Here is a 23,575-nt window from a genome sequence, read left to right as displayed (position 1 = left end):
AACGTTCCGGACGTGAGCGAATACCAGACCCTGAGCTTCGACCGGACCGGACCGATCGCGCGGATCGTCCTGAACCGCCCCGATGCCGCCAATGGGATGAACGACGTGATGACCCGCGAACTCGCGGCCGTCGCCGAACTGTGCGCGGTGGCCGAGATCAAGGCCGTGGTGCTCACCGGGGCCGGCCGGTTCTTCTGCGCCGGGGGTGACCTCAAAGCGATGGCCGCGTCCCCACTGGGTGCGGGGTCATTCGTCAAGGGCATCGCCGACGATCTGCACCGGGCCATATCGACGTTCGCCCGCATGGATGCCGTCCTGATCACCGCTGTCAACGGCACCGCGGCCGGAGCCGGCTTCAGCCTCGCGATCGCGGGCGATCTGGTGCTGGCCGCCGACACCGCATCCTTCACGATGGCCTACACGAGGGCCGGACTGAGCCCGGACGGCAGCGCGTCCTACTACCTGCCGCGCCTCGTCGGCGTGCGCCGGGCGCAGGAGTTGATGCTGACCAATCGGACGCTGACCGCTGCCGAGGCCGCCGACTGGGGTCTGATCAACGACGTGGTGCCAGGCGCCGAACTCGAGGCCAGGGCGACGGCTCTGGCCGAGCAGATGGCTTCTGCGGCAAAGGGTTCCAGCAGCGCGGTCAAGAAGCTCCTACTGGCGTCGTTCGGGTCCGGGCTTGAGGAGCAGATGGAATTCGAAGGCCGGCTGATCGCGCAATGCGCCGACAGCGCCGACGGTGGTGAGGGCATCGACGCGTTCCTCAACAAGCGCACGCCGAGTTTCAGCTAGAAGCTGTGCTCCTCGGCGGGGAAGGCCCCGCTGGCCACCTCGTCGGCATAGGCGGTCACGGCGCGACGCAGCTCGGCGCCGACCTCGCCGAACCTCTTGACGAACTTGGCGGTCCTGCCGGTTGTGAGTCCGGCCATGTCCTGCCAGACCAGCACCTGAGCGTCGCAGCTGGGGCCGGCGCCGATCCCGACGGTCGGGATGGTCAGCTTGCCGGTGATCTGGGTGGCCAGTTCGGCGGGCACCATCTCCATGACCACCGCGAAAGCGCCGGCCTCCTGAACGGCGATCGCATCGTGCACGGTCTGTTCGGCGGCGTCTCCGCGACCCTGCACCCGGAACCCGCCCAGGCTGTTGACGCTCTGCGGGGTGAAACCGATATGAGCCATCACCGGGATCCCGGCCGCGGTCAGGGTGGCGATCTGGTCGGCGACCCGTTCGCCGCCCTCGAGCTTGACCGCGTGCGCGCCGGTCTCCTTGAGGAAGCGGGTCGCGGTGGCCAGCGCCTGAGCGGGGCCACCCTCGTAGGTGCCGAACGGTAGGTCGGCGATCACCAGGGCGTGCTCGGCGCCGCGGACGACGCCGCGAACCAACGGAATCATCTCGTCGATGGTGACCGGAACGGTGGTGTCGTAGCCGTAGACCACATTGGCCGCTGAGTCGCCGACGAGCAGGACCGGGATACCGGCCTCGTCGAACAGTCGCGCGGTGGAGAAGTCGTAGGCGGTGAGCATGGCCCACCTGTGCCCCTCGGACTTCCACCGCTGCAGGTGGTGGGTGCGGATCTTGACGGGAGAAGACGTGCGCGCGTCGGCGCCGTAGAGCGACTGCTCTGACATGACATGCCCCAGTGTTAGTCGGTTCGATCCTCGTGGCCCTTGTGCCTGTTCCGGCAGGGTCCCCGGGTTCGGGTGACGTTTTGATTATGCCACCGGCTTCGGGGCACCGATACATCTCGCCGAGTGCACTTCCTCACACCCTCTGCAGGCCTAGCATCGGTTCCATGCAGCATCTGCAGCGGCTCAGCGGCCTAGACGCCAGCTTCCTCTATCTGGAGACACCCACCCAACCGTTGCACGTCTGCTCGGTCCTGGTGCTGGACGCCTCGACCATCCCGGGCGGCTACAGCTTCGGGGGGCTGCGCGCCGAACTGGCCCGCCGGCTGGCCGCGATACCCACCTTTCGGGAGAAGCTGGCCAACAGCTTCCTCAACCTGGACCACCCGGTCTGGGTGGAGGACCAGGATTTCGACCTCGAGCGGCACGTCCACCGCGTCGGCCTGCCCGCTCCCGGTGGTCGCGCCGAGCTCGCCGAGATCTGCGGGCATCTGGCATCGCTGCCGCTGGACCGCCGCCACCCGCTCTGGGAGATGTGGGTCATCGAGGGCGTCGACGGCACCGATGCCCGCAAGGGCGGTCTGCTGGCGGTCATGACGAAGATCCATCACGCCGCCGTCGATGGGGTTTCCGGCGCCGACCTGATGTCCCAGCTGTGCAGTGTCGAACCGAATCCGCCGGCACCGGAGCCGGTGGCAGCCAGCGGTCCGGCCGATCAGTTGCGGATCGCGATCGGCGGACTCGGCCACTTCATCGGTCGTCCGATAGCGTTGGCTACCAACGTGATTCCCGCGACGGTGAACACCATCGTCGACACCGTGAAAAGGGTCACCGGTGGTGGCCCGGCGATGGCCGCACCGTTCGCCGCCCCGCCGACCCCGTTCAACGCCAGCGTCACCGCCCAGCGCAATGTCGCCTTCGCCGAACTCGACCTCAAGGACATCAAGACCGTCAGGAGCGCGTTCGGGGTGAAGGTCAATGACGTGGTGATGGCCTTGGTCTCGGGCGTGCTGCGCAATTACCTGCTCGAGCGCGGCGGGCTTCCGGAGTCCTCGCTGGTGGCGATGATCCCGGTCTCGGTGCACGACCGCTCCGACCGGCCGGGCCGCAATCAGGTGTCGGGCATGTTCTCCAGCCTGGAGACCCAGATCGACGACGCCGGCGAGCGACTGATGGCGATCGCCGAAGACAACAGTGCCGCCAAGGAGCACAGCTCTGCCATCGGTGCCACGCTGCTGCAGGACTGGAGCCAGTTCGCCGGACCGGCCCTGTTCGGTCTGGCGATGCGGCTCTATGCCAGCAGCAACCTCACCGAGACCCGGCCGGTGCACAACCTGGTGGTGTCCAATGTGCCCGGCCCGCAGGTCCCGCTGTACTTCCTCGGCGCAGAGGTGAAGGCGATGTACCCGCTGGGTCCGATATTCCACGGGGCGGGCCTGAACATCACCGTGATGTCGCTCACGGGCAAGCTCTACGTGGGCGTGATCTCATGTCCGGCCCTGCTGCCGGACCTGTGGGATCTGGCTGATGGTTTCGCCGTCGGGCTGTCCGAACTGCTGGTGGCCGCCGAGGCCGGCTGACGTCCCGGCTGCCGTCGACCCAGACCCGCCAGGCGGTTGGCCTACCAGGTGATTCCGTCGGCCATGGCAGCATGTTCGCCATGAGGCCGTACCCCGTTTCGTCTTGGCGGCCCCGTGCCGTGCGCACCGCCGTGGTGCTTCCCGCTGTCGCGGCACTGCTGGCCAGTGCCGGGTGCAGCACAGTCGTGGGTGGTACCGCGGTGCTGGCCGAGCCCCAGATCGGACAGCCGGTGGTGTGGGGGGCGTGCCGGCCGGCCGGTGGCGGTGGGGAATCGATGCCGGTTCCGGCCGGCGCCGAGTGCGGCAAGATCGCCGTTCCGATCGACTACGCCAATCCCGACGGTCCGACCGCTGCCCTGGCGATGATCCGATTCCCGGCCACCGGCGACAAGATCGGCTCCCTGCTGATCAACCCGGGCGGTCCGGGGGAGTCCGGTATCGAAGCTGCCACAAGCCTGGTCGAAACCATGCCGCCGAGCGTGCGCAAGCGTTTCGACCTGGTCGGGTTCGACCCGCGCGGCGTGGGATCGTCGACCCCGGCGCTGTGGTGTAACTCCGATGCCGACAACGATCGCCTGCGGGCCGATCCGCAGGTCGACTACAGCCCCGAGGGCGTCGCCCACATCGAGCAGCAGACCAGGGAGTTCGTTCAGCGCTGTACCGACAAGATGGGCGCCAACTTCCTGGAGAATGTCGGGACCGCCAGCGTCGCCAAGGATCTCGATGCGCTGCGTGCCGCGGTTGGCGACGAGAAGCTGAACTATCTCGGTTTCTCGTACGGCACCCGGATCGGCGCCGCCTACGCGGAGGCTTACCCGGAGAAGGTGCGGGCGATGATCCTCGATGGCGCGGTTGATCCCAACGCCGATCCGATCCAGTCCGACATCGACCAGGCCGAAGCGTTCCAGAAGGCGTTCAACGACTATGCCGCCGACTGCGCGCAGGATCCCGAGTGCCCGCTGGGCGAGGATCCGGACAAGGCGGTCGAGGTCTACCGCAGCCTGGTGAATCCGTTGGTGGACAAGCCGATGCCCACTCGCGATCCCCGTGGCCTGAGCTACAGCGACTCCATCGTCGGCACCATCATGGCGCTGTACTCGCCGAACCTGTGGCGGCATCTGACCCGGGGTCTGACCGAAATGACCAAGGGGCGCGGAGACACCATGCTGGCGCTGTCCGATATGTACATGCGCCGGGATCAGCTGGGCCGCTACACCAATGCCACCGACGCCCGGGTCGCGGTCAACTGTGTGGACCAGCCGCCGATCACCGACCGGGCGAAGGTGATCGAGGAGGATCGTCGGCTACGTGAAGTCGCCCCGTTCATGAGCTACGGGGAGTTCACCGGCCACGCGCCGCTGAGCACCTGCGCGTTCTGGCCGGTGCCGCCGACGAGTACCCCGCACGCCGTGGCGGCCCCCGGCCTGCCGCCGGTGATGGTGATCTCGACCACCGGCGATCCGGCCACCCCGTACCAGGCCGGAGTGGATCTGGCCAGGCAGCTCGGTGGAGCTTTGTTGACGTTCACCGGAACTCAGCACACGGTGGCATTCCAGGGTCAGCAGTGCGTCGATGACTTCGTCGCCGCGTACCTGATCGACCTGCAACTGCCGCCGGAAGGCGCGACCTGCTGAAACCGCCGCGTTTCTGAGACCGACGTGTGACCGTTCGGCACCGTTGACCGGTGGCGGGCCGTGTCACGATGGCGGCCATGACACGAACGAGTCACGTCGGCTCGGCCTCGATGGTCTACGGGTTCCTCTGTACCGCAATGACGGTGGTCATCGCGACCGGGTCGGCTGCCGCTGCCCCCGGCCCGGGGCAGACCGTGCCGCAAACGGCCTGGAAAGGCTGCGAGGACGTCATATCGGACGCCTATCTGCCGACCGCTTTGTGTACCACCGTCGCGGTTCCGATCGATCAGGCGAATCCTGCTGGGCCACAGGCGCAATTGGCTGTCATCAAGATTCCCGCCACCGGAAAGCGGCTCGGTTCACTGCTGATGAACCCGGGTGGTCCCGGCGCATCCGCCGTAGACGCGGTGGTGAACCTCTCCGACGCCATATCGGGCAGCGCGGTCAGTGAGCATTTCGACCTGGTCGGGTTCGACCCGCGCGGAGTGGGTCACTCCACACCGCAGACCAGGTGCCGCACCGATGCCGAGTTCGACGCTTGGCGCCGCGAGCCGATGGTCGACTTCAGTCCGGCCGGAGTGTCGCTGATCGAGCAGCTTTACCGCAATCTGGCGCAAAACTGTCTGGAACGGATGGGTAAGTCCTTCCTGGCGGGCGTCGGAACCGCTTCTGCGGCAAAGGATATGGATGCGGTGCGTCAGGCGCTGGGCGATGATCAGATCAGCTATCTCGGTTACAGCTACGGCACCGAACTGGGGACGGCATATGTCAATCAGTTCCCCAACCGGGTTCGGGCCATGGTTCTCGACGGAGCTATCGATCCACAGCAGGATCCGATCGACTCGCTGGTCGAGCAGATGGCCGGATTCCAGGTGGCCTTCACCGACTATGCGGCCGACTGCGCCAAGTCGCCGTCCTGCCCGCTGGGCGCCGACCCTGCTCAATGGGTGAACCGCTACCACCAGTTGGTGAACCCACTGGTGTTCAAACCCGGCGCGACCGACGACCCGCGGGGGCTGAGCTATGCCGACGCGATCACCGGGACGATCAACGCGCTGTATGCCCCGCAGTACTGGAAGTACCTCACCAGTGGCCTCATCGGACTGCGCCGGGGCGCCGAGGCCGACGATCTTCTGCTGCTCGCCGACGAGTATCAGGACCGTGACGAGGACGGTCACTACAGCAACGGCCAGGACGCGTTCAACGCCATCCGCTGCGTGGATCAGCCCACCCCGATGGACCCGGCGGTATGGGCCGAGGCCGACCGCCGTATCCGGGAGCGGGCGCCGTTCCTGGCCTACGGGAACTTCACCGGTTTCGCCCCCCGGGACCTCTGCGCGTTCTGGCCGGTCCCGGCGACGCAGGCGCCGCATCAGGCTGCGCCCGCCCCGGCCGGAAGTGTGGTCGTGGTGTCGACCACGCATGACCCTGCGACGCCGTATCAGGCCGGGGTGAATCTGGCCCGCCAGCTCGGCGCGCCACTGATCACCTACGAGGGCACCCAGCACACCGCGGTGTTCGACGGTGACGCCTGCGTCGACGACACGGTGGTGCGATTCTTCGTCGACCGGGTGGTGCCGGGGAACCTGCGCTGCTAGCGCAGGTGGTCAGTTACCGGTGATGACGTTGCCGGGCAGCGCGGTCGGCGCCGCCGGAGCCTTGATACCGGGGGTGAACGAATTCGGACCGCCGGGGGTCAGGGTGGGCGCCTTCTCGGTGGGAGAGGGCGCTGCACCGGACGAACTCGGCGCGGTCTGCGACGGCTCATTCGTTTTCGCCGGCTTTTCGCCGCTCGGTGAACAACCCGAGAGGGCCGTGACGCCGACGACGGCGAAGCCGCCGAGCAGCAGGGTGATGCGACGGGTGTGAGCTGTTCTCATGGTGCTGGTGTCCTCCCTCGACTGTTCCGGCGCGGCCCCGGGGCCATAGTCCGGACTCCGGCTCTATATTCGCACGTCAACGCGTAACCGACAGTGCCGGGCAGCCGTCGGGATGTAACACGGAGTTAACAGCGGATGCCTACGCTCGGGTGATGGACCGGCAGAAGGAATTCGTGCTGCGCACCCTCGAGGAGCGGGATATCCGATTCGTCCGGTTGTGGTTCACCGACGTCCTCGGATATCTGAAGTCGGTGGCGATCGCGCCGGCCGAACTCGAGGGCGCCTTCGAGGAGGGCATCGGATTCGACGGATCCTCGATCGAGGGTTTCGCCCGGGTCTTCGAATCCGACACCGTGGCCCGGCCCGACCCGTCGACCTTCCAGGTGCTGCCGTGGACCACCAGTGCCGGACAGCACCACTCGGCGCGGATGTTCTGCGATATCACCATGCCCGACGGATCTCCGTCCTGGGCGGACAGCCGTCACGTGCTGCGCCGCCAACTGGCCAAGGCCAGCGATCTGGGATTCACCTGTTACGTGCATCCCGAGATCGAGTTCTTCCTCCTCGAGCCCGGTCCGTACGACGGGTCCGAACCGGTGCCGGCTGACAACGGTGGCTATTTCGATCAGTCCGTTCATGATTCGGCCCCGAACTTCCGCCGCCACGCCATCGACGCACTTGAGCAGATGGGCATCTCGGTGGAGTTCAGCCACCACGAGGGCGCGCCCGGCCAGCAGGAGATCGACCTGCGCTACGCCGACGCGCTGTCGATGGCCGACAACGTGATGACCTTCCGCTACGTGGTCAAGGAGGTGGCGCTTGCCGAGGGTGCGCGGGCGTCGTTCATGCCCAAGCCCTTCGCCGAATACCCCGGTTCGGCGATGCACACCCACATGAGCCTGTTCGAGGGCGAGACCAACGCGTTCCACAGCGCGGATGACCCGCTGCAACTCTCCGATGTCACCAAGTCGTTCATCGCCGGGATCCTCGAGCACGCCAGTGAGATCAGCGCTGTCACCAACCAGTGGGTGAACTCCTACAAGCGACTGGTCCACGGGGGAGAGGCGCCGACGGCGGCGTCCTGGGGCGCTGCCAACCGCTCGGCCCTGGTGCGGGTGCCGATGTACACCCCGCGCAAGGCCGCATCGCGACGTATTGAGGTGCGCAGCCCTGACTCGGCGTGCAACCCGTACCTGACCTTCGCGGTGCTGCTCGCCGCCGGACTGCGTGGTATCGAAAAGAACTATCAACTCGGACCGCAGGCAGAGGACAACGTCTGGACCCTGACGCCTGAGGAACGCCGCGCGATGGGCTATCGGGAGTTGCCGTCCAGCCTCGGCGTGGCCCTGGGCGAGATGGAGAACTCCGAGCTGGTCGCCGAGGCGCTCGGCGAGCACGTCTTCGACTACTTCCTGCGCAATAAGCGCGCGGAGTGGGAGGAGTACCGCAGCACCGTGACTCCGTTCGAGCTCAAGAAGTATCTGTCGCTGTAGCGTCGTGGGCGTGGCCAAACCCTCGACCGAGCGTCCGCGCCTGCCGAGCGTCGGCCGGCTGGGGCTGGTCGAGTCCTCGGCTCCCGGGCACCTGGCCAAACTCGGCTGGGACAACGACGTCCATGTGGAACTGCTCTGGTCGCTGTCGCGCGCGGCCGATGCGGACTCCGCGTTGCACACCATGGTCCGGCTCGCCGAAGCCCTCGGAGACGACTGGCAGCAACTCGATGCCGCGCTGCTCAAGGACCGGTCACTGCGCGGTCGGCTGTTCTCGGTGCTGGGCGCCTCGCTCGCCCTCGGCGACCACCTTGTGGCCAGGCCGAGATCCTGGCACCTACTCGAAGGGGAACTGACACTTCCCGCCATCGCGGAGATGCGTCGGGCCTTCGCCGAGTGTGTTGCCGAATTCGGTTCGGCGGCAACCGAAATCGCGCCGCGGCTGCGTACCGTCTACCGCGATCAGTTGTTGATCCTGGCTGCCCTGGACCTGGCGCCGACCGTCGAGAACGAGCCGGTGCTGTCGTTTCCGACGGTCGGGGCGCATCTTGCTGATCTCGCCGACGCGGCCCTGGCCGCCGCCCTGGATGTGGCGATCGCGACAGTGTGCGATCAGGACACCCCGGCGCCGCGGCTGGCGGTGATCGCGATGGGTAAGTGCGGCGCCCGGGAGTTGAACTACGTCAGCGACGTCGACGTGATTTTTGTCGGCGAGAACGCCGACCCGGTGACCACCCGGGTGGCCGGCGAGATGATGCGACTCGGATCGGAGGCGTTCTTCGAAGTCGACGCCGCTCTGCGGCCGGAGGGGAAGGCCGGCGCCCTGGTGCGCACCCTCGATTCGCATATCGCCTACTACCAGCGGTGGGCCAAGACCTGGGAGTTCCAGGCGCTGCTGAAGGCCAGACCCGCGGTCGGCGACGCCGAACTCGGGCAGCGCTACGTCGACGCGCTGATGCCGATGGTCTGGACGGCGTGCGAGCGTGAGGATTTCGTGCCCGAGGTACAGGCCATGCGCCGGCGGGTCGAGTCGCTGGTCCCGGCCGGGATGCGGGACCGGGAGATCAAACTGGGAACCGGTGGCCTGCGCGACGTCGAGTTCGCCGTCCAACTGCTTCAACTCGTCCACGGACACACTGACACCTCACTGCACGTCGCCTCGACGGTGGACGCCCTTGCGGCGCTGGGGGCGGGCGGCTACGTCGGTCGCGACGACGCCGCCAACCTCAGCGCATCCTATGAATTCCTGCGTCTGCTCGAGCACCGTCTGCAGCTGCAGCGGCTCAAGCGCACTCACATGCTCCCCGCCCCCGACGATGATGAGGCGCTGCGGTGGCTGGCCCGGGCCGCGCATGTCAGGCCGGACGGCACCCGGGACGCGCTGGGGGTGCTGCGGGAGGAGATCAAGCGACAGAACCTGCGGGTGTCCCGGCTGCACGCGAAACTCTTCTACCAGCCGCTGCTCGAATCAGTGGGCCGCGCAGTAGGTTTCGCCTCCGGGATGTCCTCGGAAGCGGCTGAACGGCAGCTGGCCGCGCTCGGTTATGAAGGTCCGCAGAGCGCGCTCACGCACCTGGGTGCGCTGGTCAATGAGAGCGGGCGCCGCGGGCAGGTGCAGTCGGTGCTGTTGCCGCGGCTGCTCGACTGGTTGTCAGACACCCCCGATCCGGACAGCGGTCTGCTGGCCTACCGCCGGATCAGCGAGGCCCTGGCCGAGCAACGCTGGTATCTGGCCACCCTGCGCGACGAGAGTGCGGTGGCCAAGCGGCTGATGCGGGTGCTGGGGACCTCGGCCTTCGTGCCGGAGTTGCTGATGCGCGCACCGGAGGTCATTCAGTCCTACGCCGACGGGCCGGCAGGCCCCAAGCTGCTCGATATCGACCCCGAAGGGGTTGCCCGCGCGCTTGTCGCCTCGGCCGGCCGGCACCCCGACCCGGTTCGGGCCATCGCGGCCGCGCGCACCCTGCGCCGGCGTGAACTGGCCCGGGTGGCCTCGGCGGACCTGCTCGGCATGCTCGACGTCGGGCAGGTTTGTACCGCACTGACCTCGGTGTGGGTAGCGGTGCTGCAGTGCGCGCTGGAGGCCGTGATCCGGGCCAATACCGATGACGGCGCGCAGCCCCCCGCGGCCATTGCGGTGATCGGGATGGGCCGCCTCGGCGGGGCTGAACTGGGGTACGGCTCCGATGCGGACGTGATGTTCGTCTGCGAACCGACCCCGGGCAGCGACGAGACCCACGCGGTCAAATGGTCGGTGTCGGTCGCAGAGCAGGTCCGCAACCTGCTCGGGGCGCCCAGCGACGACCCACCACTGGAGGTCGACGCCAACCTCCGGCCGGAGGGCCGTAACGGACCGCTGGTGCGCACCCTGGCCTCGTATGCGGCCTACTACGAGCAGTGGGTCCAGCCCTGGGAGGTGCAGGCACTGCTGCGCGCGGCCCCGGTCGCCGGTGACGAGGACCTGGGCCGGCGGTTCGTGGAGATCGCGAACCGGACCCGCTACCCCGATGGAGGTGTATCGGTGGAGTCGGTACGGGAGATCCGCCGGATCAAAGCGCGGGTCGACGCCGAGCGGCTGCCGCGCGGCGCCGACCCGAACACGCACACCAAACTCGGTCGCGGCGGACTGGCCGATGTGGAGTGGACCGTCCAGTTGCTGCAGCTTCGCCACGCCCACCAGGTGCCTGCACTGCACAACACGTCGACCCTGCAGGCCCTGGACGCCATTGCCGCCGCCGGGCTGATCGACGAGACCGACGCCGAGCAGCTGCGCGAGGCCTGGCTGACCGCGACCCGGGCCCGCAATGCACTGGTACTGGTGCGGGGCAAGGCAGTCGATCAGCTGCCCGGACCCGGCCGACAGCTCAATGCGGTCGCGGCGGCGGCCGGCTGGAGCGGTGGAGACGGTGGGGAGTTTCTCGACAACTACCTGCGTGTGACCCGGCGCGCGAAAGCTGTCGTGAACAAGGTCTTCGGAGGCTGACGGCATGCAGACCGAGTTCGGGCTCATCGATGCCGAGGGATACGCGCAACTGCACGACCGCTACGCGCCACTGACCGCCGCGGTCCGCGACCTGGTGGACGCCAGCCTCAAGACCGGGGTGGACGCGGACACCATCGGTGCCGCCACGGCGGCGGTGGAGGCCGTCACCGAGATGTTGCGCCGCAATCAGCAGCAGACCCCGCGGCTGCGTCGCGAGGACACCGGGCGTCCGGTCGTGTGGTCCAACCCTGTTGTCGGGGAGCGTAATCCGCTGGCGCCGCCACTGGAGGTCCGGCACGATCCCGACGGCCGCTACCGAAGCGAATTCACCCTCGGGTCGGTCTACGAGGGCCCGCCCGGGCTGGTGCACGGCGGAATCAGTGCTCTGGTACTCGACCACCTGCTCGGTGAGGTGGCGAGCAGTGGCCTGACGAGACCCATGTTCACCGGGACGATCACGCTCAGATATCTGCGTGGGACTCCGCTGGGTGCGTTGCATGCGGAGGGTTTCATCGACCGCCGCGAAGACCACAAGATCTACGCGCGCGGATTCATCGGCGATGCGCAGGGACCGACGGTAGAGGCCGAAGGGGTTTTCATCATGCCGGCATGGGCCCGGACAACCGAATGAGGTTCGCACGATGAAGTTCTATGTCAGCAGCGCGTTTCTGAACATCAACGAGATCGTCGAAATAGCCAAGGCGGCGGACGATCTCGGCTACGAGGGCATGGCCATTCCAGATCACGTGGTGAATCTGGAAACCCTGTCGACGCCGTATCCGTACACCCCGGACGGAGAGCGCCGATGGCAGCCGTTCACCGACTGGGCGGATCCGTGGGTCCTGATCGGGGCGCTGTCGCAGGCAACCCACCGGCTCAAGTTCGTCACCACCGTCTACATCCCGGCGATGCGCGACCCCTATTCCGCGGCGAAGGCGATCGGGACCGCGGCCTGCCTGTCGGGTGGTCGGGTGGAACTCGGTATCGGGGTCGGCTGGTGCGAGGAGGAGTTCGACCTACTGGGCCAGCCCTTCGCCAAGCGGGGTAGGCGCACCGACGAGATGCTTGAGCTCATGAAGGAGTTGTGGAAGCCGGGCTGGACCGAGTTCGACGGCGAGTTCTATCAGACGCCCCGGCTGGAGATGACCCCCACGCCGCCGCCGATCCCGGTCTACGGCGGCGGCCTCTCCGATATCGCGCTTCGCCGCGCGGCCCGCAACGACGGCTGGATCGGTGACCTCATCGGGCTGGACCAGGCGATCGCCTCGGTCCGGCGGATAGCCGAGTTGCGCGCCGAAAAGGGTTTGGGGATGGACGATTTCCCGGTGATCACCCCGCTCAACGACGCCTTCCTGCCCGAGCACTATCAGCGCGCCCAGGACGGCGGCATCTCGGCGGTGCTGACCATGCCGTGGATGTTCTACTCGGGGCCCAACGGGTCACTGGCCGAAAAAATCGACGGGATGCGTAGGTTCCGGGCCGACTTATCGCTGGATGACTGAGTGTCGTCCGGCCCGAGAACGGAGGGTCAGGCTCCGCCGCCCGATTTCTGGTCGTGGAGCACCCCGAGGATCACGCCCACGTTGTAGCCACGCTCCACCGGGTGGCGCAGTGGACGGTTGGCCTTGACGCGATAGGTGTTTCGCCGGCCCTCTCGTAGCCGGTCCAGGTAGCCGGCCTCGACCAGATCGCTGACGATCCGCTGTGCCGCCCGTTCGGTGACGCCAACCCGTTCGGCGACGTCCCGTAACCGGATGCCCGGATCGCGAGCGATGCACAGCAGGGTGTGGGCGTGGTTGGTCAGGAAAGTCCATTCCGCCATGCGCCGAACTGTACTTTGGCTGATCGTCGTCGGTGCAGTAGGCACGCCAGAGAGCAGCGGAATACCCCACTTATGAAACACGAAGCTTGACACCCGATAATTAATACACGTACTGTAAGTCTCATGTTGGAGATCATGAGTGCGGTGCTGGCGGGAATGGTGGTACTCCCGGCCCTGATGGCGGTGGTGGCATTCGGCGCCGGTCAGCGGGGGCCCCGGCTGACCGGCCGGCTCGGCGCGGGCGTGGCCGGACTCGGCTTCGCGGGCGCGGTGGTCCTGTTGGTTCTGGCCGGCAGCGGGGATCCGGTGTCGGTCAGCGTGGGTCCGCTGGACCTGGCTGCCGACCGGCTTGCGGTGGTTCTGCTGCTCCTGGTGTTCGGAGTCAGTGCGATCGTCCAGAGCTTCGCGTTGCGCTACCTCGCCGGTGACCCCCGGGCTAACTGGTTCGTCGGGGGAGCCGGGTTGCTCACCGCCGCCTCGGCCGGACTGATGACGGTCAGCAGCCTGCTGGGCCTGGCCGTGTTCTGGACCGCCGCCGGGGTGGCGCTGTGTCTTCTGCTGGGGATGTACTGGCACCTGCCGGCAGCCCGCGACGGTGTGCGCCGCACCGCGCTCGCCTTCCTGATCGGCGACCTGGCGCTGTGGTCGGCGGTCGGAGTGGCCACCGCCACCTGGGGGCACATCGACCTTCGGGATATCCAGGCCGGACAATTCGGCGGGGGCCTCACCGGCGTCCTGGCGATCCTGGTGGTGGTGGCCGCGCTGTCGCGGTCCGCACAGATTCCCTTCCATCGGTGGCTCCCGGCGACACTGACCGCACCCACCCCGGTCTCCGCACTGCTGCACGCCGGGGTGGTCAATGCCGGCGGCATCCTCCTGATCCGGCTGGCGCCGCTGGCCACCGACGATCTCGCCCGCGTCCTGGCCATTCTCGCCGGGACGGCCACGATGGCCTACGGCGCCGTGGTGATGATGGTCAAGCCCGATGTCAAAGGCGCCCTGGTGAACTCGACGTCGGCCCAGATGGGGTTCATGATCCTGACTTGCGGATTGGGACTCTGGGCCGCCGCGGTCATCCACCTGGTCGCCCACGGCTTCTACAAAGCGACCCTCTTCCTCTCCTCCGGGTCGGCGATCGCCTCCCGTCGTCGCCATGAGGCGCTTCCGGCCGCTGCGCGGCTCACCGGTCGCGCAAAGATCCTCGCGGCCATCGCGACTGCGGTGGTGCCCACCGTCTCGGTGCTCGCCGCACTCGCGGTGGCGCCGGTGCACGCCGGAGACCACGCTGCCGAACAGGCACTGCTGGGCTTCGCCTGGGTGACCGCGGCGGCCATCACCTGGGGCTGGCTGCAGCGTCGCCCCGATCCGGCCGGGGTGGCCGGTGTCGCAGCCGTCCTCATTCCGGGGACCATCGCCTACCTCGCGGTGGTCAATGCGATCAGCGGCTACCTGGACCCCGCGTTGCCGCCGTCGGCCCTGCCGGCGCCGGTGGTCTGGATCGTCACGCTGACCGCCCTTGCCGCGCTCGCCGCTCTTGCTGCGGCTCGCAGGATTCCGGGCACCGAGCGATTGCAACGGGTGCTTTACGCGCGCGCGCTCAGCGCCGGACATCTCGGAACGTCCCGCACCATCTCGCCCGCTCTACTGACAGGAGTCCGCTCGTGAGTATCGCCCCCGATCTCGACACCCCCCATCTCGACACTCGACGGTCCCGGTTGCGCGCCGACGTCAGCCTGGCGTCCCGCGTGGTGCCGACGCACTACCCGCTGGAGTCCTTCATCGCGGTGAACCCGCTGGCCGGACTTGAGGGAATGCCGTTCGAGCAGGCGATCCGCCGGGCCGGCGACCTCTACGGAATGGCGGGAACCCTCGGCGAGTCGGCGTTCCGCGAATTGCACCGCGACGCCCGGATCACCGATGCCGACCTGGATCGTGCACTGGCTCGCCGCTATCCCAATCTGGCCGGCGAGCCGGAAGTGCGGCTGGGCGGCCGGGGGTTCAGCCCGCTGGAGATCCTGCGCGCCGAACTTCTGCACGGAATCGGCGCGCCGAATGCCAAGCGCCGCTTCGTGACTCGCTCGGAGAAATCCGCACCCGAGGTCGCCGCGGCGGTCGACGCCCAGACGTCGAAGTGGTGCGCGGCATTCTTCGGCGATGCGGCGTGGCCGATGCCGGGCCGGGATAGGGGCTTCTATCAGGCTTGGCGGGAGTTGGCGCCGGCGGATCGCAGCATCGGCCGTGCTGCGCGGGCCGAGTTGCGTCGGCTGACTGAGCGCGCGGAAGACGCCGTGCTCGAGGCGCTGGCCCGGCTGGCGGTGACCGACGACGAGCGAATCGGCTACCTGCAGGGTCACCTGACCCGGATGCCGGGCTGGGCAGCCCACGTCCAGTGGTGCGGTGGCCGCGACGCCGGCATCGACCTGATGGAGTACCTGGCGATGCGGCTGACCTACGAGGTCCTGCTGATGGAGCATCGGATGCGGCGCGGCCGGTCCACCGTGATCGCGGAAAGTGTCGACGATCAGCAGGCGGCTCCGTCGGCCAGACAGCGCGCAGCCCACCTGATGGAGGTACTCGGTATCCCCGGATCCGATGATGCGAATCTCGCGGTGATCGCCCGGATACTGACGGTTCTGCCGGTGAGCACCCGGGAGATGTTGTGGCAGAACGCATTCGAATCGCACTATCGCGACACTCTGCTCGCCTCGCTGGACCGTCCTGAGCCGGCGACACCGCGTGGTCGGGCGCACACCCAGCTGGTCGCCTGCATCGACACCCGCTCGGAGGGTCTGCGGAGGCGCCTGGAGTCTCTCGGCGGCTACCAGACCTTCGGCTTCGCCGGCTTCTTCGCGGTAGCCATCCGTTTCACCGACATCCTCGGCGGCGCCCCCAGCGATCTCTGCCCGGTGCTGATCGCGCCCAACCACGACATCACCGAGAAGCCGACGCCGGAGGCGGCCGACGCTGCAGCGGATCGGCTCGCCGGAGCCACCCAGATCGCGGGGGCGGAATCAGCCTTCCATTCCGCCAAGGAGTCCCTGGCCGCACCGTTCACGCTCGCCGAGGCCGCCGGATGGGCGGCCGCCCCGCTCGCGGCGGCCAAGACGCTGATGCCGACCGTCAGCGCCGGCATCCGGCGCCGGCTTCGCGACGTGATCGCACCGGCCGCGCCGACGGTGATCGATCTCGACGCCATGCCACTGGCCGAGCAGGTACTTTTCGCCCAGGTTGCGCTGACCACGATGGGCCTGACCCGAGAGTTCAGCCGCCTGGTGGTGATGTGTGCGCACGGCAGCACAACAGAGAACAACCCGTACCAGGCGTCCCTGGACTGCGGTGCCTGCGGCGGGCAGCCCGGTGCACCGAACGCCCGCACCGCCGCGGCCATCCTCAATCGTGCGGAAGTCCGAGAGGGGCTGCGCGACGTCGGCATCGACATTCCGGAACAGACCTGGTTCGTCGCCGCCCAGCACGACACCGCCGTGGACCGGGTGACCGTGCTGGACCCGCATGTGGTGCCGGCTGACCGTCGCGCCGAACTGAGCCGACTGGAGCGCGACCTCGCCCGGGCCGGCGCGGCGCTGGCCGCCGAGCGTTGCGCAACGCTGCCCGGCGCGTCGGGGGGTCTCTCGCCGGATCGGGCGGCGGGCCACGTCGCCGACCGGTCCTCGGACTGGGCCCAGGTGTATCCGGAATGGGGCCTGGCCGGCAACGCCGCGTTCATCGTGGCGCCCCGCGCGGTCACCGCCGGGCTGGATCTGCAGCGGCGCACCTTTCTGCACTCCTATGAGGCAGAGGTCGACTCCGATGGATCAGCGCTGGAAACCATTCTCACCGCGCCACTGGTGGTCGCGCAGTGGATCAACTGCCAGTACTACTTCTCCACTGTCTCGCCGCAGGTATTCGGCGCCGGCACGAAGACCATCCACAACGTGGTGGGCGGTGTCGGGGTCATCGCCGGTCACACCGGAGACCTTCAACTCGGGCTGCCCTGGCAGTCGGTCAGCGATGGTGAGCGACTTCTCCACGAACCGCTTCGTCTGCAGGCGGTGGTGCAAGCGCCGCTGGGGCGTATCGACGCCATCGTCGAGCGAAACCCCATCCTGCAGAAGCTGTTCGGCAACGACTGGGTCGGGTTGGCTGCGCGGGCCGACCCCGACCAGCCCTGGCAACGCTGGACCCGCTCTGGCTGGCGCCCCTGGACCGAGAACCCGAGCAGAGAACAGATTGACCCCACCCACAACAAGGAGTTGATTCCATGACCGCACCAACGTTGACCAAGATGACCAAGATCGAGGTCGTCGTAGCCGGGGCGGAAGCACCCGCGGTACGCGAGTTGATCCAAAGCGTAGGCGCCACCGGCTACACCAGCCTCTCGGGAGTCTCGGGGCTCGGACACGGTGGCTATCACCAGGGCCGGCTGCTTTTCAACCAGCAGGCCACCCTCGAGCTCATCATCACGGTGGTCTCCGAGGACAAGGTCGAAGCCCTGCTGGCCGGCCTCCGTCCGTTGCTTGACGCCTCGTCCGGAGTCATGTTCGTGACCGAGACCTACGTCAGCCGTCCCGAGTACTTCAACTAAAGAAACCTGGATACAGGACAACGGAAAGGATCACTGCGATGTCTCTCACCACAACGCTCGACCCACTGACCGCCTGGCAGCGGCTGTGCTCCGCCAACAAGCGGTTCGCCGTGCCCGCCGACGCCCGTCGCCGGGGTCTGATCGAGGAGCAGCCGACCGCGGTGGTCTTCCGCTGCTCCGACGCCGGACTGGCCGGCGAGGCGGTCTTCGGCCAGAGTTGGGGATCGCTGATCGACGTCAGCACCTGGGGCCACGTGATCGACTCCGGCGTGCTGGCCTCGCTGGAGTATGCGGTAGGCAGACGAGAGGTACCGCTGATCGTTGTCCTCGGCCACCATGACTGCCACGCCATGCGGGCGGCGATGCGGGCGTGGAACGAGGCCGACATGCCTACCGACGCGACCCGTGCGACGGTCGAGCAGGCCATCACCTCGATGGTGCGGCGCGGCACCCGGGCCGATTCACTGGAATCGGTGAGCTCGGCCCACCTCGTCGAGACCGGCCTGGCGCTGCTGGAGCGTTCGCCGGTGATCGCACGGAGGGTCGATTCCGGCGAGTGCGCCATCGTCTGCGCCGCTGCTGAACACGGCACCGGGCGGTTGCGGGTCTACGCGACCATCGGATCCGTCGGCGAAGTGGACGACTCGCTGCTCGAGTGCATCTGAAGGACTCAGCGAGCGTTGAACCCGGGCTCGGAGACGATCGCCTCGGTGAGCGGATCGCTGTAGTTCGGGATCTTCTGCGGTGTCGCCACGATCGACGGATCCTGCTCGGCGGGCATGGGTCCGGACTGCGGGGCCGGTGCGCCTTCGGCGACCGGGGCGAGCTCGGCCACCTCGGGTCCCGCGTAGATCGGAGCGGTCGGGTACAGCGCCGGTCCCGAACCCGTCTTGGTCAGGACGAAGGGGACCGCGAGGCTCTCGGCCGCGGAACCACAGTCGCCCTCTGCGGTGTTGATGGACATGTAGCCGGTCATCGCGGTGGCGTCCCAGGAGTAGTTGTTGACCCCGGGTGCGCTACCGCCGTCGCCGCACAGGACGGCATCGGACTGCTGGACGAACAGGATCCACGATCCGACGGTCCAGTGGGCATTCGCGGACCATGGCGCGCGGCTACCGCTGCCGGTGGAACTCACGAACACGCAGTGGTCGTCATCGGGGTCGGAACAGGGGCTGACCGTCCAGGTCGCCGACTCGCCGTCCTCGGCCTCGAACGTGTAGGTGCCCACTGCGTTGGGATCTGCGGCGCTGGCCGGACCGGCCAGGCCGATCCCGGCAGTACCTGCAACAAGTGCCGACACCATCATCAGACGGGTCCAGTTCATGACGCTCCTCAGTTCGGGCACGCGCGTATCAGCTGTCACGTGGGTTTCACGATATTGGATCACGTCGGGACCGATCTCGCATCACAGACCGCCTGCGTCGGCCGCGGCGGCCGATTCCGGGAGGGCTCCGGTCAGGGCTGCGCGGGGAGTTGGAGGGTCCCGCCGACTGCGGTCAGAGTAAACCCGTTATCGCCGGTCGAGCAGCTGACCGAGCCCTGAAATCCCACAGCGCACCAAGCTGCGCCGTTGAGAACCCGATAGCCCTGGGCCAGCACATCGACATCGCGCGTGAAGGTCTGTGCATCGGATTGGACGTAGGTGGCCGGTTCGCCTGGACCGGCAACGGTCTGGTTCGTACCGGGCGGCGGCAGGGGGCAGTCACGCCCGCCGCAACTGTAGAAGCCGGGCGGTCCCGGCTCGCCCGCCTGAACCGGGGTGCCGTCGGGCCACCGGCCGGGGACGATATCGCAGCCCACGGTGCCGTCGGGCCCGATGCCGCAGCCGCCGCCCTCGAACCCCATCGGTCTGAAGAAGATCCAGCCGGGGTCGGCCGGCGTGGTGAAGTCTCCCTGTGCCACCGGCCAACTGCCGGGATCGGCCGGCTCGGCGGTGGCTGTCGGGGAAGCGCCCACGGTGGCGGCGGACACCAGCCCGAGCACCGCGACCGCACGAAGGAGCAGGGTCATGGTCTGAAGTTAACGTGGCTGTCAAGAGCCGGCGAGGTCTGATGTGCAAAGTGCAGCGGCCCGCCCGGCGTTTGCCGGACGGGCCGCTGCACTTTGCCTGGCTACACGTCGTAGTAGAGCGCGAACTCGTAGGGGTGAGGACGGATCTGCACCGGCAGGATCTCGTTCTCCCGCTTGTAGGCGATGTAGGTCTCGATCAGATCGGGGGTGAACACACCGCCCTCGGTGAGGTAATCGTGGTCGGCCTCCAGTCTGTCGATGACCGCCGACAGCGATGTGGGCGCCTGCGGGATGTTGGCGGCCTCGTCCGGCGGCAGCTCGTAGAGATCCTTGTCCACCGGAGCCAACGGCTCGATCTTCTTCTTGATGCCGTCGATGCCGGCCATCAGCATCGCCGAGAAGGCCAGGTACGGGTTGCCGGAGCTGTCCGGGCAACGGAACTCCAGGCGCTTGGCCTTGGGGTTGTTGCCGGTGATCGGGATGCGCACGCAGGCGGAGCGGTTGCGCTGGCTGTAGACCAGGTTGATCGGGGCCTCGTAACCCGGAACCAGGCGCTTGTAGGAGTTCACCGTCGGGTTGGTGAACGCCAGCAGTGACGGCGCGTGGTGCAGGATGCCGCCGATGTAATGCCGGGCCATATCCGACAGGCCGGCGTAGCCGGACTCGTCGTGGAACAGCGGCTTGCCGTCCTTCCACAGCGACTGGTGGGCGTGCATGCCCGACCCGTTGTCCCCGAACAGCGGCTTGGGCATGAAGGTGACGGTCTTACCGGCCTGCCAGGCGGTGTTCTTGATGATGTACTTGAAGAGCAGCACGTCGTCGGCCGCGGCCAGCAGGGTGTTGAACTTGTAGTTGATCTCGGCCTGCCCGGCGGTGCCCACCTCGTGATGGCCGCGCTCCAGGGTGAAACCGGCGTTCTGCAGGTTGGTGGCCATCTCGTCGCGCAGATCGTCGTAGTGGTCGTACGGGGCCACCGGGAAGTAGCCGCCCTTGGGGCGCACCTTGTAGCCGAGGTTGGGGGACCCGTCGGCCTCGAACGGCTCACCGGTGTTCCACCAGCCCGACTCGGAGTCGATCTCGTAGAAGGTGCCGTTAAACTTGGAGTCGAAGGACACCGAGTCGAAGATGTAGAACTCGGCCTCGGCACCGAAGTAGGCGGTGTCGGCGATTCCTGTGCTGGCCAGGTAGTTCTCCGCTTTGCGGGCCACATTGCGCGGGTCGCGGGAGTAGGGCTCCCGGGTGAACGGGTCGTGCACGAAGAAGTTCAGATTGACCGTCTTGGCGGCGCGGAACGGGTCGATCCGAGCTGTCTCGGGGTCCGGCAGCAGCATCATGTCGGACTCGTGGATCGACTGGAAACCGCGCACCGATGAGCCGTCGAAGGCCAGTCCGTCCTCGAACACGCTCTCGTCGAACGCCGAGGCCGGGATCGAGAAGTGCTGGACCACACCGGGCAGGTCGCAGAACCGGATGTCGACGTATTCGACCTTCTCGTCCTTGATCAGCTTGAAGATGTCGTCGGCATTCTTGTGCTTCGACACGTAGTGCTCCTTTGTGTGCAGTCGTTTCGCCTAACCCGGGCTGACGCTAGGGAGGCGACGTTTCGGCGTCGTCAACCAATTGTTTCGCTGACGTTACGGGTCGATGGGTTTCCGGCCTAGCGGAGGTACGAGGAACCTCGCCTATCCTCAAATAATGGCGGGTGAGATCGGATCGTGGCTGTCCGGACCGGAATCGGTGGGATCGAAGTCGGGCTACCCCGGGGAGCAGCTGGGGCTGCCGCAGGCCGGACCGGGATCGCTGGCCCGGATGGGTCGCCGGCTGGGCGCGCTGGTGGTCGATTGGTTCATCGCCTACGGTCTGGCCGGACTGGGCCTGTCGCTGGGCCTGGTCAGCATGCCGGTCCTGTCAACGGCGGTGCTGGGAATTTGGTTCGTCCTCGGCGTCATCTCGGTGCGGCTGTTCGGGTTCACTCCCGGCCAGTACCTGCTCGGTCTTCGGGTTGACTCAGTCGATAACCGTCTGCACGTCGGCACCGGCCGGGCAGTCGGCCGCGGTCTGCTGATCGCGCTGGTGATTCCGGCCCTGTTCACCGACGCCGACGGCCGCGGGTTCCAGGACCGGCTGACCGCGACAGCGGTGGTTGTCCGCTAACAGGCGCCGAGCGCCCAACCTTGCAGGCTTTTAGTCGCACTTTGCCTGCCGCACGGGGCACTCGACGGGGCTGTGGAGCAGTGTGACGGGGATCGCGCGTGATCTGAGACCGTCATCGCCGTGGGTGTGTTTCGTGCTGGGGAGGCCCTGGCCGCCGGTGACGTGTCCCGATATGAGTTGGCAGCCCACCACCGACGCCTGTTACCTGGGGTGTGGACTCCCCGAACCGGCACGCCGACGCTTGCCGACCGGATTCGTGCGGCATGGTTGTGGTCGGAACGCCGGGGCGTCGTGTGCGGTCTGGCCGCCTCCGCCCTGCACGGTGCCGCCTGGGTCAGCGGCGATATCCCGATCGAACTGAATCTCGACCGGCACACGTCGCCGAGGGGGGTCGTTGTCGGTCGGGACACCCTGCTCGACGGCGAGGTGATCACCCTCGGTGGCATCGCGGTGACGACCGTGGCGCGGACTGCCTTCGACCTCGGCCGGCGCGGCCGGCGCGATGTCGCCCTGGAGCGCCTCGACGCACTGGCCCGGGCGACGCGATTCGATGCCGGGGATGTACTGGCCGTGTTCGACGCTCATCGCGGCGTCAGAGGGCGGCGGCGGGTGCCGGGTCTACTGCGCTTCGTCGACGCGGGAGCGCAGTCGCCGAAGGAAACTTGGCTTCGGCTGGTGCTGATCGAGGCGGGCTTCCCGCGCCCACAGACCCAGATCCCGGTGCCGGCCCCGGACGGATATCACCGCTACTTCCTTGACCTCGGATGGCCCGAGTACATGGTCGCCGTGGAGTACGACGGTGAACAACACCGGACGGACCCGGCGCAGTACCGCGCTGACGTGTTGCGGGCTGAGTACATCGACGGGCTCGGCTGGCGGCGCATCCGGGTACTCGCGGGTCACCGCCGCGAGGACGTCATCGCCCGGGTTGCGCGGGCAGGAGTGCCGCGCGACTTCATCGAGTGCGCCGACTGGCAGACGGCTACTCGCACAAAACCTGCGCCTCCAGGCACTCGACGGTAGGGGTGTCAGCGCCTTCGGACGCTGCGCTGATTCAGCGCCTTCGGACGCTGCGCTGAACGCCGCGCATCTTCGCCTGGGGCGGCAGCGGACCCTTCGGTATGGCGGCAGGGCCCGCCTTGGTGCCCAGCGCGACGAGCTTGTTCTCCAGGGTGTCCATCTGCTTGACGCTGATATTGACCGGCAGCTTGGTCAGGTGGCGTTCCAGCTTGTCCAGCGGAACCTCACCCTCCTCGGTCCCGACCATCACGTCATAGATGGGCATTTCGCCGATCAGCCGGGCGGTGCGCTTCTTCTCCTGCGCCAGCAGCGACTTGACCCGGGCAGGGGACCCCTCGCCCACGAAGATCACGCCAGGGCGGCCGATGACCCGATGTACGGCGTCGAAATGGCCGTTGACCGCCACGCCGGGGGTGACCCGCCACTTGCCCCGCATGTTCTCCAGCGCCCACGCCGCCGCCCCGGTCTGACCCTCGGCCTTGCGGTAGACGTTCTTCTGGGCCCGGCGGCCGAAGACGACGAATGCCACCATCAGGCCGAGTGCGACGCCCAGCACGATCATCAGGTACATCGTGAATCCGCCGGTGTAAAGACCCAACGCGACTGACAGCGCCAGGACCAGCGCGAACGCGCCGATCATGTAGGGCAGCAGCCGCTTGTCCTCTTTGCGCTGCATCCGGAAGGTCTGCCACAACTGGGTGCGGCGCTGCTTGGACTGCGCTTTGCGGGTGGCTTTCGCTTCGGCCTTGGCGGCTTTGAGCTCGGCCGGGGATTGGGATTTAGCCATAGCTG

21 protein-coding genes are annotated in these 23,575 nt (G+C 67.6%); 14 read left to right on the top strand and 7 right to left on the bottom strand.

Features of this window, described 5'->3' with window-relative positions; all coding sequences use genetic code 11:
- Positions 1 to 12 precede the first annotated feature (12 nt).
- Positions 13 to 795 (top strand): enoyl-CoA hydratase/isomerase family protein, encoded by a 783-nt coding sequence (locus tag ACR2JI_RS12250; protein WP_526390344.1) that lies wholly within the window; start codon positions 13 to 15, stop codon positions 793 to 795.
- Here the strand turns inward: ACR2JI_RS12250 and panB are convergent.
- Entirely contained in the window at positions 792 to 1,631 is an 840-nt protein-coding gene (panB, locus tag ACR2JI_RS12245) for a 3-methyl-2-oxobutanoate hydroxymethyltransferase (RefSeq protein WP_526390343.1), read from the bottom strand. The genes ACR2JI_RS12250 and panB overlap by 4 nt on opposite strands.
- 173 nt (positions 1,632 to 1,804) lie before the next feature.
- On the opposite strand from panB, the gene ACR2JI_RS12240 reads away from it, so the two are divergent.
- The 3 genes from ACR2JI_RS12240 to ACR2JI_RS12230 all read left to right on the top strand — a co-directional run bounded on the left by ACR2JI_RS12240 (position 1,805) and on the right by ACR2JI_RS12230 (position 6,440).
- Complete coding sequence (locus tag ACR2JI_RS12240) at positions 1,805 to 3,208, top strand: WS/DGAT/MGAT family O-acyltransferase (RefSeq protein WP_526390353.1); 1,404 nt, start codon at positions 1,805 to 1,807, stop codon at positions 3,206 to 3,208.
- 80 nt (positions 3,209 to 3,288) lie between these two features.
- Positions 3,289 to 4,842 (top strand): alpha/beta fold hydrolase, encoded by a 1,554-nt coding sequence (locus ACR2JI_RS12235; protein WP_526390342.1) that lies wholly within the window; start codon positions 3,289 to 3,291, stop codon positions 4,840 to 4,842.
- Positions 4,843 to 4,910: 68 nt separating this feature from the next.
- Positions 4,911 to 6,440: an alpha/beta fold hydrolase gene (locus ACR2JI_RS12230; protein ID WP_526390352.1), complete on the top strand. Its 1,530-nt coding sequence runs from the start codon at positions 4,911 to 4,913 to the stop codon at positions 6,438 to 6,440.
- Between the two features lie 9 nt (positions 6,441 to 6,449).
- Here ACR2JI_RS12230 and ACR2JI_RS12225 read toward each other — a convergent pair whose 3' ends face one another.
- On the bottom strand, positions 6,450 to 6,722 hold the full coding sequence (locus ACR2JI_RS12225; RefSeq protein WP_526390341.1) for a hypothetical protein: 273 nt from the start codon (positions 6,720 to 6,722) through the stop codon (positions 6,450 to 6,452).
- A 152-nt stretch (positions 6,723 to 6,874) separates the two neighbouring features.
- On the opposite strand from ACR2JI_RS12225, the gene glnA (ACR2JI_RS12220) reads away from it, so the two are divergent.
- The 4 genes from glnA (ACR2JI_RS12220) to ACR2JI_RS12205 are packed head-to-tail and all read left to right on the top strand — an operon-like array spanning position 6,875 to position 12,697.
- A complete protein-coding gene (gene glnA, locus ACR2JI_RS12220; RefSeq protein WP_526390340.1) occupies positions 6,875 to 8,215 on the top strand; it encodes a type I glutamate--ammonia ligase in 1,341 nt (446 codons plus the stop codon).
- Between the two features lie 10 nt (positions 8,216 to 8,225).
- Complete coding sequence (locus ACR2JI_RS12215) at positions 8,226 to 11,195, top strand: bifunctional [glutamine synthetase] adenylyltransferase/[glutamine synthetase]-adenylyl-L-tyrosine phosphorylase (protein WP_526390339.1); 2,970 nt, start codon at positions 8,226 to 8,228, stop codon at positions 11,193 to 11,195.
- Between the two features lie 4 nt (positions 11,196 to 11,199).
- Complete coding sequence (locus ACR2JI_RS12210; protein ID WP_526390338.1) at positions 11,200 to 11,826, top strand: PaaI family thioesterase; 627 nt, start codon at positions 11,200 to 11,202, stop codon at positions 11,824 to 11,826.
- Between the two features lie 10 nt (positions 11,827 to 11,836).
- Positions 11,837 to 12,697 (top strand): TIGR03619 family F420-dependent LLM class oxidoreductase, encoded by an 861-nt coding sequence (locus tag ACR2JI_RS12205; protein ID WP_526390337.1) that lies wholly within the window; start codon positions 11,837 to 11,839, stop codon positions 12,695 to 12,697.
- A 26-nt stretch (positions 12,698 to 12,723) separates the two neighbouring features.
- Here the strand turns inward: ACR2JI_RS12205 and ACR2JI_RS12200 are convergent, their stop codons facing one another.
- Positions 12,724 to 13,017, bottom strand: a complete 294-nt coding sequence (locus ACR2JI_RS12200) for a helix-turn-helix transcriptional regulator (RefSeq protein ID WP_526390336.1) — start codon at positions 13,015 to 13,017, stop codon at positions 12,724 to 12,726.
- Positions 13,018 to 13,140: 123 nt separating this feature from the next.
- Between ACR2JI_RS12200 and ACR2JI_RS12195 the strand changes: the two genes are divergently transcribed.
- From ACR2JI_RS12195 to ACR2JI_RS12180, 4 genes are read left to right on the top strand one after another with little or no spacing between them, the layout of a single operon-like run.
- Complete coding sequence (locus tag ACR2JI_RS12195) at positions 13,141 to 14,682, top strand: proton-conducting transporter transmembrane domain-containing protein (RefSeq protein WP_526390335.1); 1,542 nt, start codon at positions 13,141 to 13,143, stop codon at positions 14,680 to 14,682.
- The gene (locus ACR2JI_RS12190; RefSeq protein ID WP_526390334.1) at positions 14,679 to 17,279 is read left to right on the top strand and encodes a putative inorganic carbon transporter subunit DabA; all 2,601 of its coding nucleotides are present in this window, start codon (positions 14,679 to 14,681) and stop codon (positions 17,277 to 17,279) included. Before ACR2JI_RS12195 ends, ACR2JI_RS12190 begins: the two co-directional genes overlap by 4 nt.
- Positions 17,276 to 17,599: a P-II family nitrogen regulator gene (locus ACR2JI_RS12185; RefSeq protein WP_526390333.1), complete on the top strand. Its 324-nt coding sequence runs from the start codon at positions 17,276 to 17,278 to the stop codon at positions 17,597 to 17,599. The genes ACR2JI_RS12190 and ACR2JI_RS12185 overlap by 4 nt, the downstream gene beginning before the upstream one ends.
- A 38-nt stretch (positions 17,600 to 17,637) precedes the next feature.
- Positions 17,638 to 18,264: a carbonic anhydrase gene (locus ACR2JI_RS12180; RefSeq protein ID WP_526390332.1), complete on the top strand. Its 627-nt coding sequence runs from the start codon at positions 17,638 to 17,640 to the stop codon at positions 18,262 to 18,264.
- Between the two features lie 5 nt (positions 18,265 to 18,269).
- Here ACR2JI_RS12180 and ACR2JI_RS12175 read toward each other — a convergent pair whose 3' ends face one another.
- The 3 genes from ACR2JI_RS12175 to glnA (ACR2JI_RS12165) form a co-directional block, all read right to left on the bottom strand.
- Positions 18,270 to 18,923 carry a hypothetical protein gene (locus ACR2JI_RS12175; RefSeq protein ID WP_526390331.1) on the bottom strand — a complete coding sequence of 218 codons (654 nt, stop codon included), beginning with the start codon at positions 18,921 to 18,923 and terminating at the stop codon, positions 18,270 to 18,272.
- 131 nt (positions 18,924 to 19,054) lie between these two features.
- Positions 19,055 to 19,609: a hypothetical protein gene (locus tag ACR2JI_RS12170; protein WP_526390330.1), complete on the bottom strand. Its 555-nt coding sequence runs from the start codon at positions 19,607 to 19,609 to the stop codon at positions 19,055 to 19,057.
- A 101-nt stretch (positions 19,610 to 19,710) separates the two neighbouring features.
- Positions 19,711 to 21,150: a type I glutamate--ammonia ligase gene (gene glnA / locus ACR2JI_RS12165; protein WP_526390329.1), complete on the bottom strand. Its 1,440-nt coding sequence runs from the start codon at positions 21,148 to 21,150 to the stop codon at positions 19,711 to 19,713.
- 154 nt (positions 21,151 to 21,304) lie between these two features.
- Here glnA (ACR2JI_RS12165) and ACR2JI_RS12160 point away from each other — a divergent pair, with 154 nt between their 5' ends.
- Together ACR2JI_RS12160 and ACR2JI_RS12155 are read left to right on the top strand one after the other, a co-directional pair.
- Positions 21,305 to 21,763 carry an RDD family protein gene (locus ACR2JI_RS12160; protein ID WP_526390328.1) on the top strand — a complete coding sequence of 153 codons (459 nt, stop codon included), beginning with the start codon at positions 21,305 to 21,307 and terminating at the stop codon, positions 21,761 to 21,763.
- Positions 21,764 to 21,877: 114 nt separating this feature from the next.
- Positions 21,878 to 22,786, top strand: coding sequence for a hypothetical protein (locus tag ACR2JI_RS12155; protein WP_526390351.1), 909 nt, complete (start codon positions 21,878 to 21,880; stop codon positions 22,784 to 22,786).
- 31 nt (positions 22,787 to 22,817) lie between these two features.
- Here ACR2JI_RS12155 and ACR2JI_RS12150 read toward each other — a convergent pair whose 3' ends face one another.
- Entirely contained in the window at positions 22,818 to 23,570 is a 753-nt protein-coding gene (locus ACR2JI_RS12150) for a DUF4191 family protein (protein ID WP_526390327.1), read from the bottom strand.
- Between the last annotated feature and the right edge of the window lie 5 nt (positions 23,571 to 23,575).

It is taken from the genome of Mycobacterium sp. (assembly GCF_051006775.1).
Lineage (GTDB): Bacteria > Actinomycetota > Actinomycetes > Mycobacteriales > Mycobacteriaceae > Mycobacterium.
This window is presented reverse-complemented; position numbering and strand designations above follow the sequence as displayed.

What these genes read in the sequence shown, in the direction of transcription:
- ACR2JI_RS12235 (WP_526390342.1), top strand. Translation starts at nt 3,289, where the DNA reads ATGAGGCCGTACCCCGTTTCGTCTTGGCGGCCCCGTGCCGTGCGCACC.
- ACR2JI_RS12195 (WP_526390335.1), top strand. Translation starts at nt 13,141, where the DNA reads ATGTTGGAGATCATGAGTGCGGTGCTGGCGGGAATGGTGGTACTCCCG.
- ACR2JI_RS12225 (WP_526390341.1), bottom strand. Translation starts at nt 6,722, where the DNA reads ATGAGAACAGCTCACACCCGTCGCATCACCCTGCTGCTCGGCGGCTTC.
- ACR2JI_RS12210 (WP_526390338.1), top strand. Translation starts at nt 11,200, where the DNA reads ATGCAGACCGAGTTCGGGCTCATCGATGCCGAGGGATACGCGCAACTG.
- ACR2JI_RS12205 (WP_526390337.1), top strand. Translation starts at nt 11,837, where the DNA reads ATGAAGTTCTATGTCAGCAGCGCGTTTCTGAACATCAACGAGATCGTC.
- ACR2JI_RS12160 (WP_526390328.1), top strand. Translation starts at nt 21,305, where the DNA reads ATGGCGGGTGAGATCGGATCGTGGCTGTCCGGACCGGAATCGGTGGGA.
- glnA (WP_526390340.1), top strand. Translation starts at nt 6,875, where the DNA reads ATGGACCGGCAGAAGGAATTCGTGCTGCGCACCCTCGAGGAGCGGGAT.
- panB (WP_526390343.1), bottom strand. Translation starts at nt 1,631, where the DNA reads ATGTCAGAGCAGTCGCTCTACGGCGCCGACGCGCGCACGTCTTCTCCC.
- ACR2JI_RS12185 (WP_526390333.1), top strand. Translation starts at nt 17,276, where the DNA reads ATGACCGCACCAACGTTGACCAAGATGACCAAGATCGAGGTCGTCGTA.
- ACR2JI_RS12180 (WP_526390332.1), top strand. Translation starts at nt 17,638, where the DNA reads ATGTCTCTCACCACAACGCTCGACCCACTGACCGCCTGGCAGCGGCTG.
- ACR2JI_RS12200 (WP_526390336.1), bottom strand. Translation starts at nt 13,017, where the DNA reads ATGGCGGAATGGACTTTCCTGACCAACCACGCCCACACCCTGCTGTGC.
- ACR2JI_RS12170 (WP_526390330.1), bottom strand. Translation starts at nt 19,609, where the DNA reads ATGACCCTGCTCCTTCGTGCGGTCGCGGTGCTCGGGCTGGTGTCCGCC.
- ACR2JI_RS12230 (WP_526390352.1), top strand. Translation starts at nt 4,911, where the DNA reads ATGGCGGCCATGACACGAACGAGTCACGTCGGCTCGGCCTCGATGGTC.
- ACR2JI_RS12150 (WP_526390327.1), bottom strand. Translation starts at nt 23,570, where the DNA reads ATGGCTAAATCCCAATCCCCGGCCGAGCTCAAAGCCGCCAAGGCCGAA.
- ACR2JI_RS12175 (WP_526390331.1), bottom strand. Translation starts at nt 18,923, where the DNA reads ATGAACTGGACCCGTCTGATGATGGTGTCGGCACTTGTTGCAGGTACT.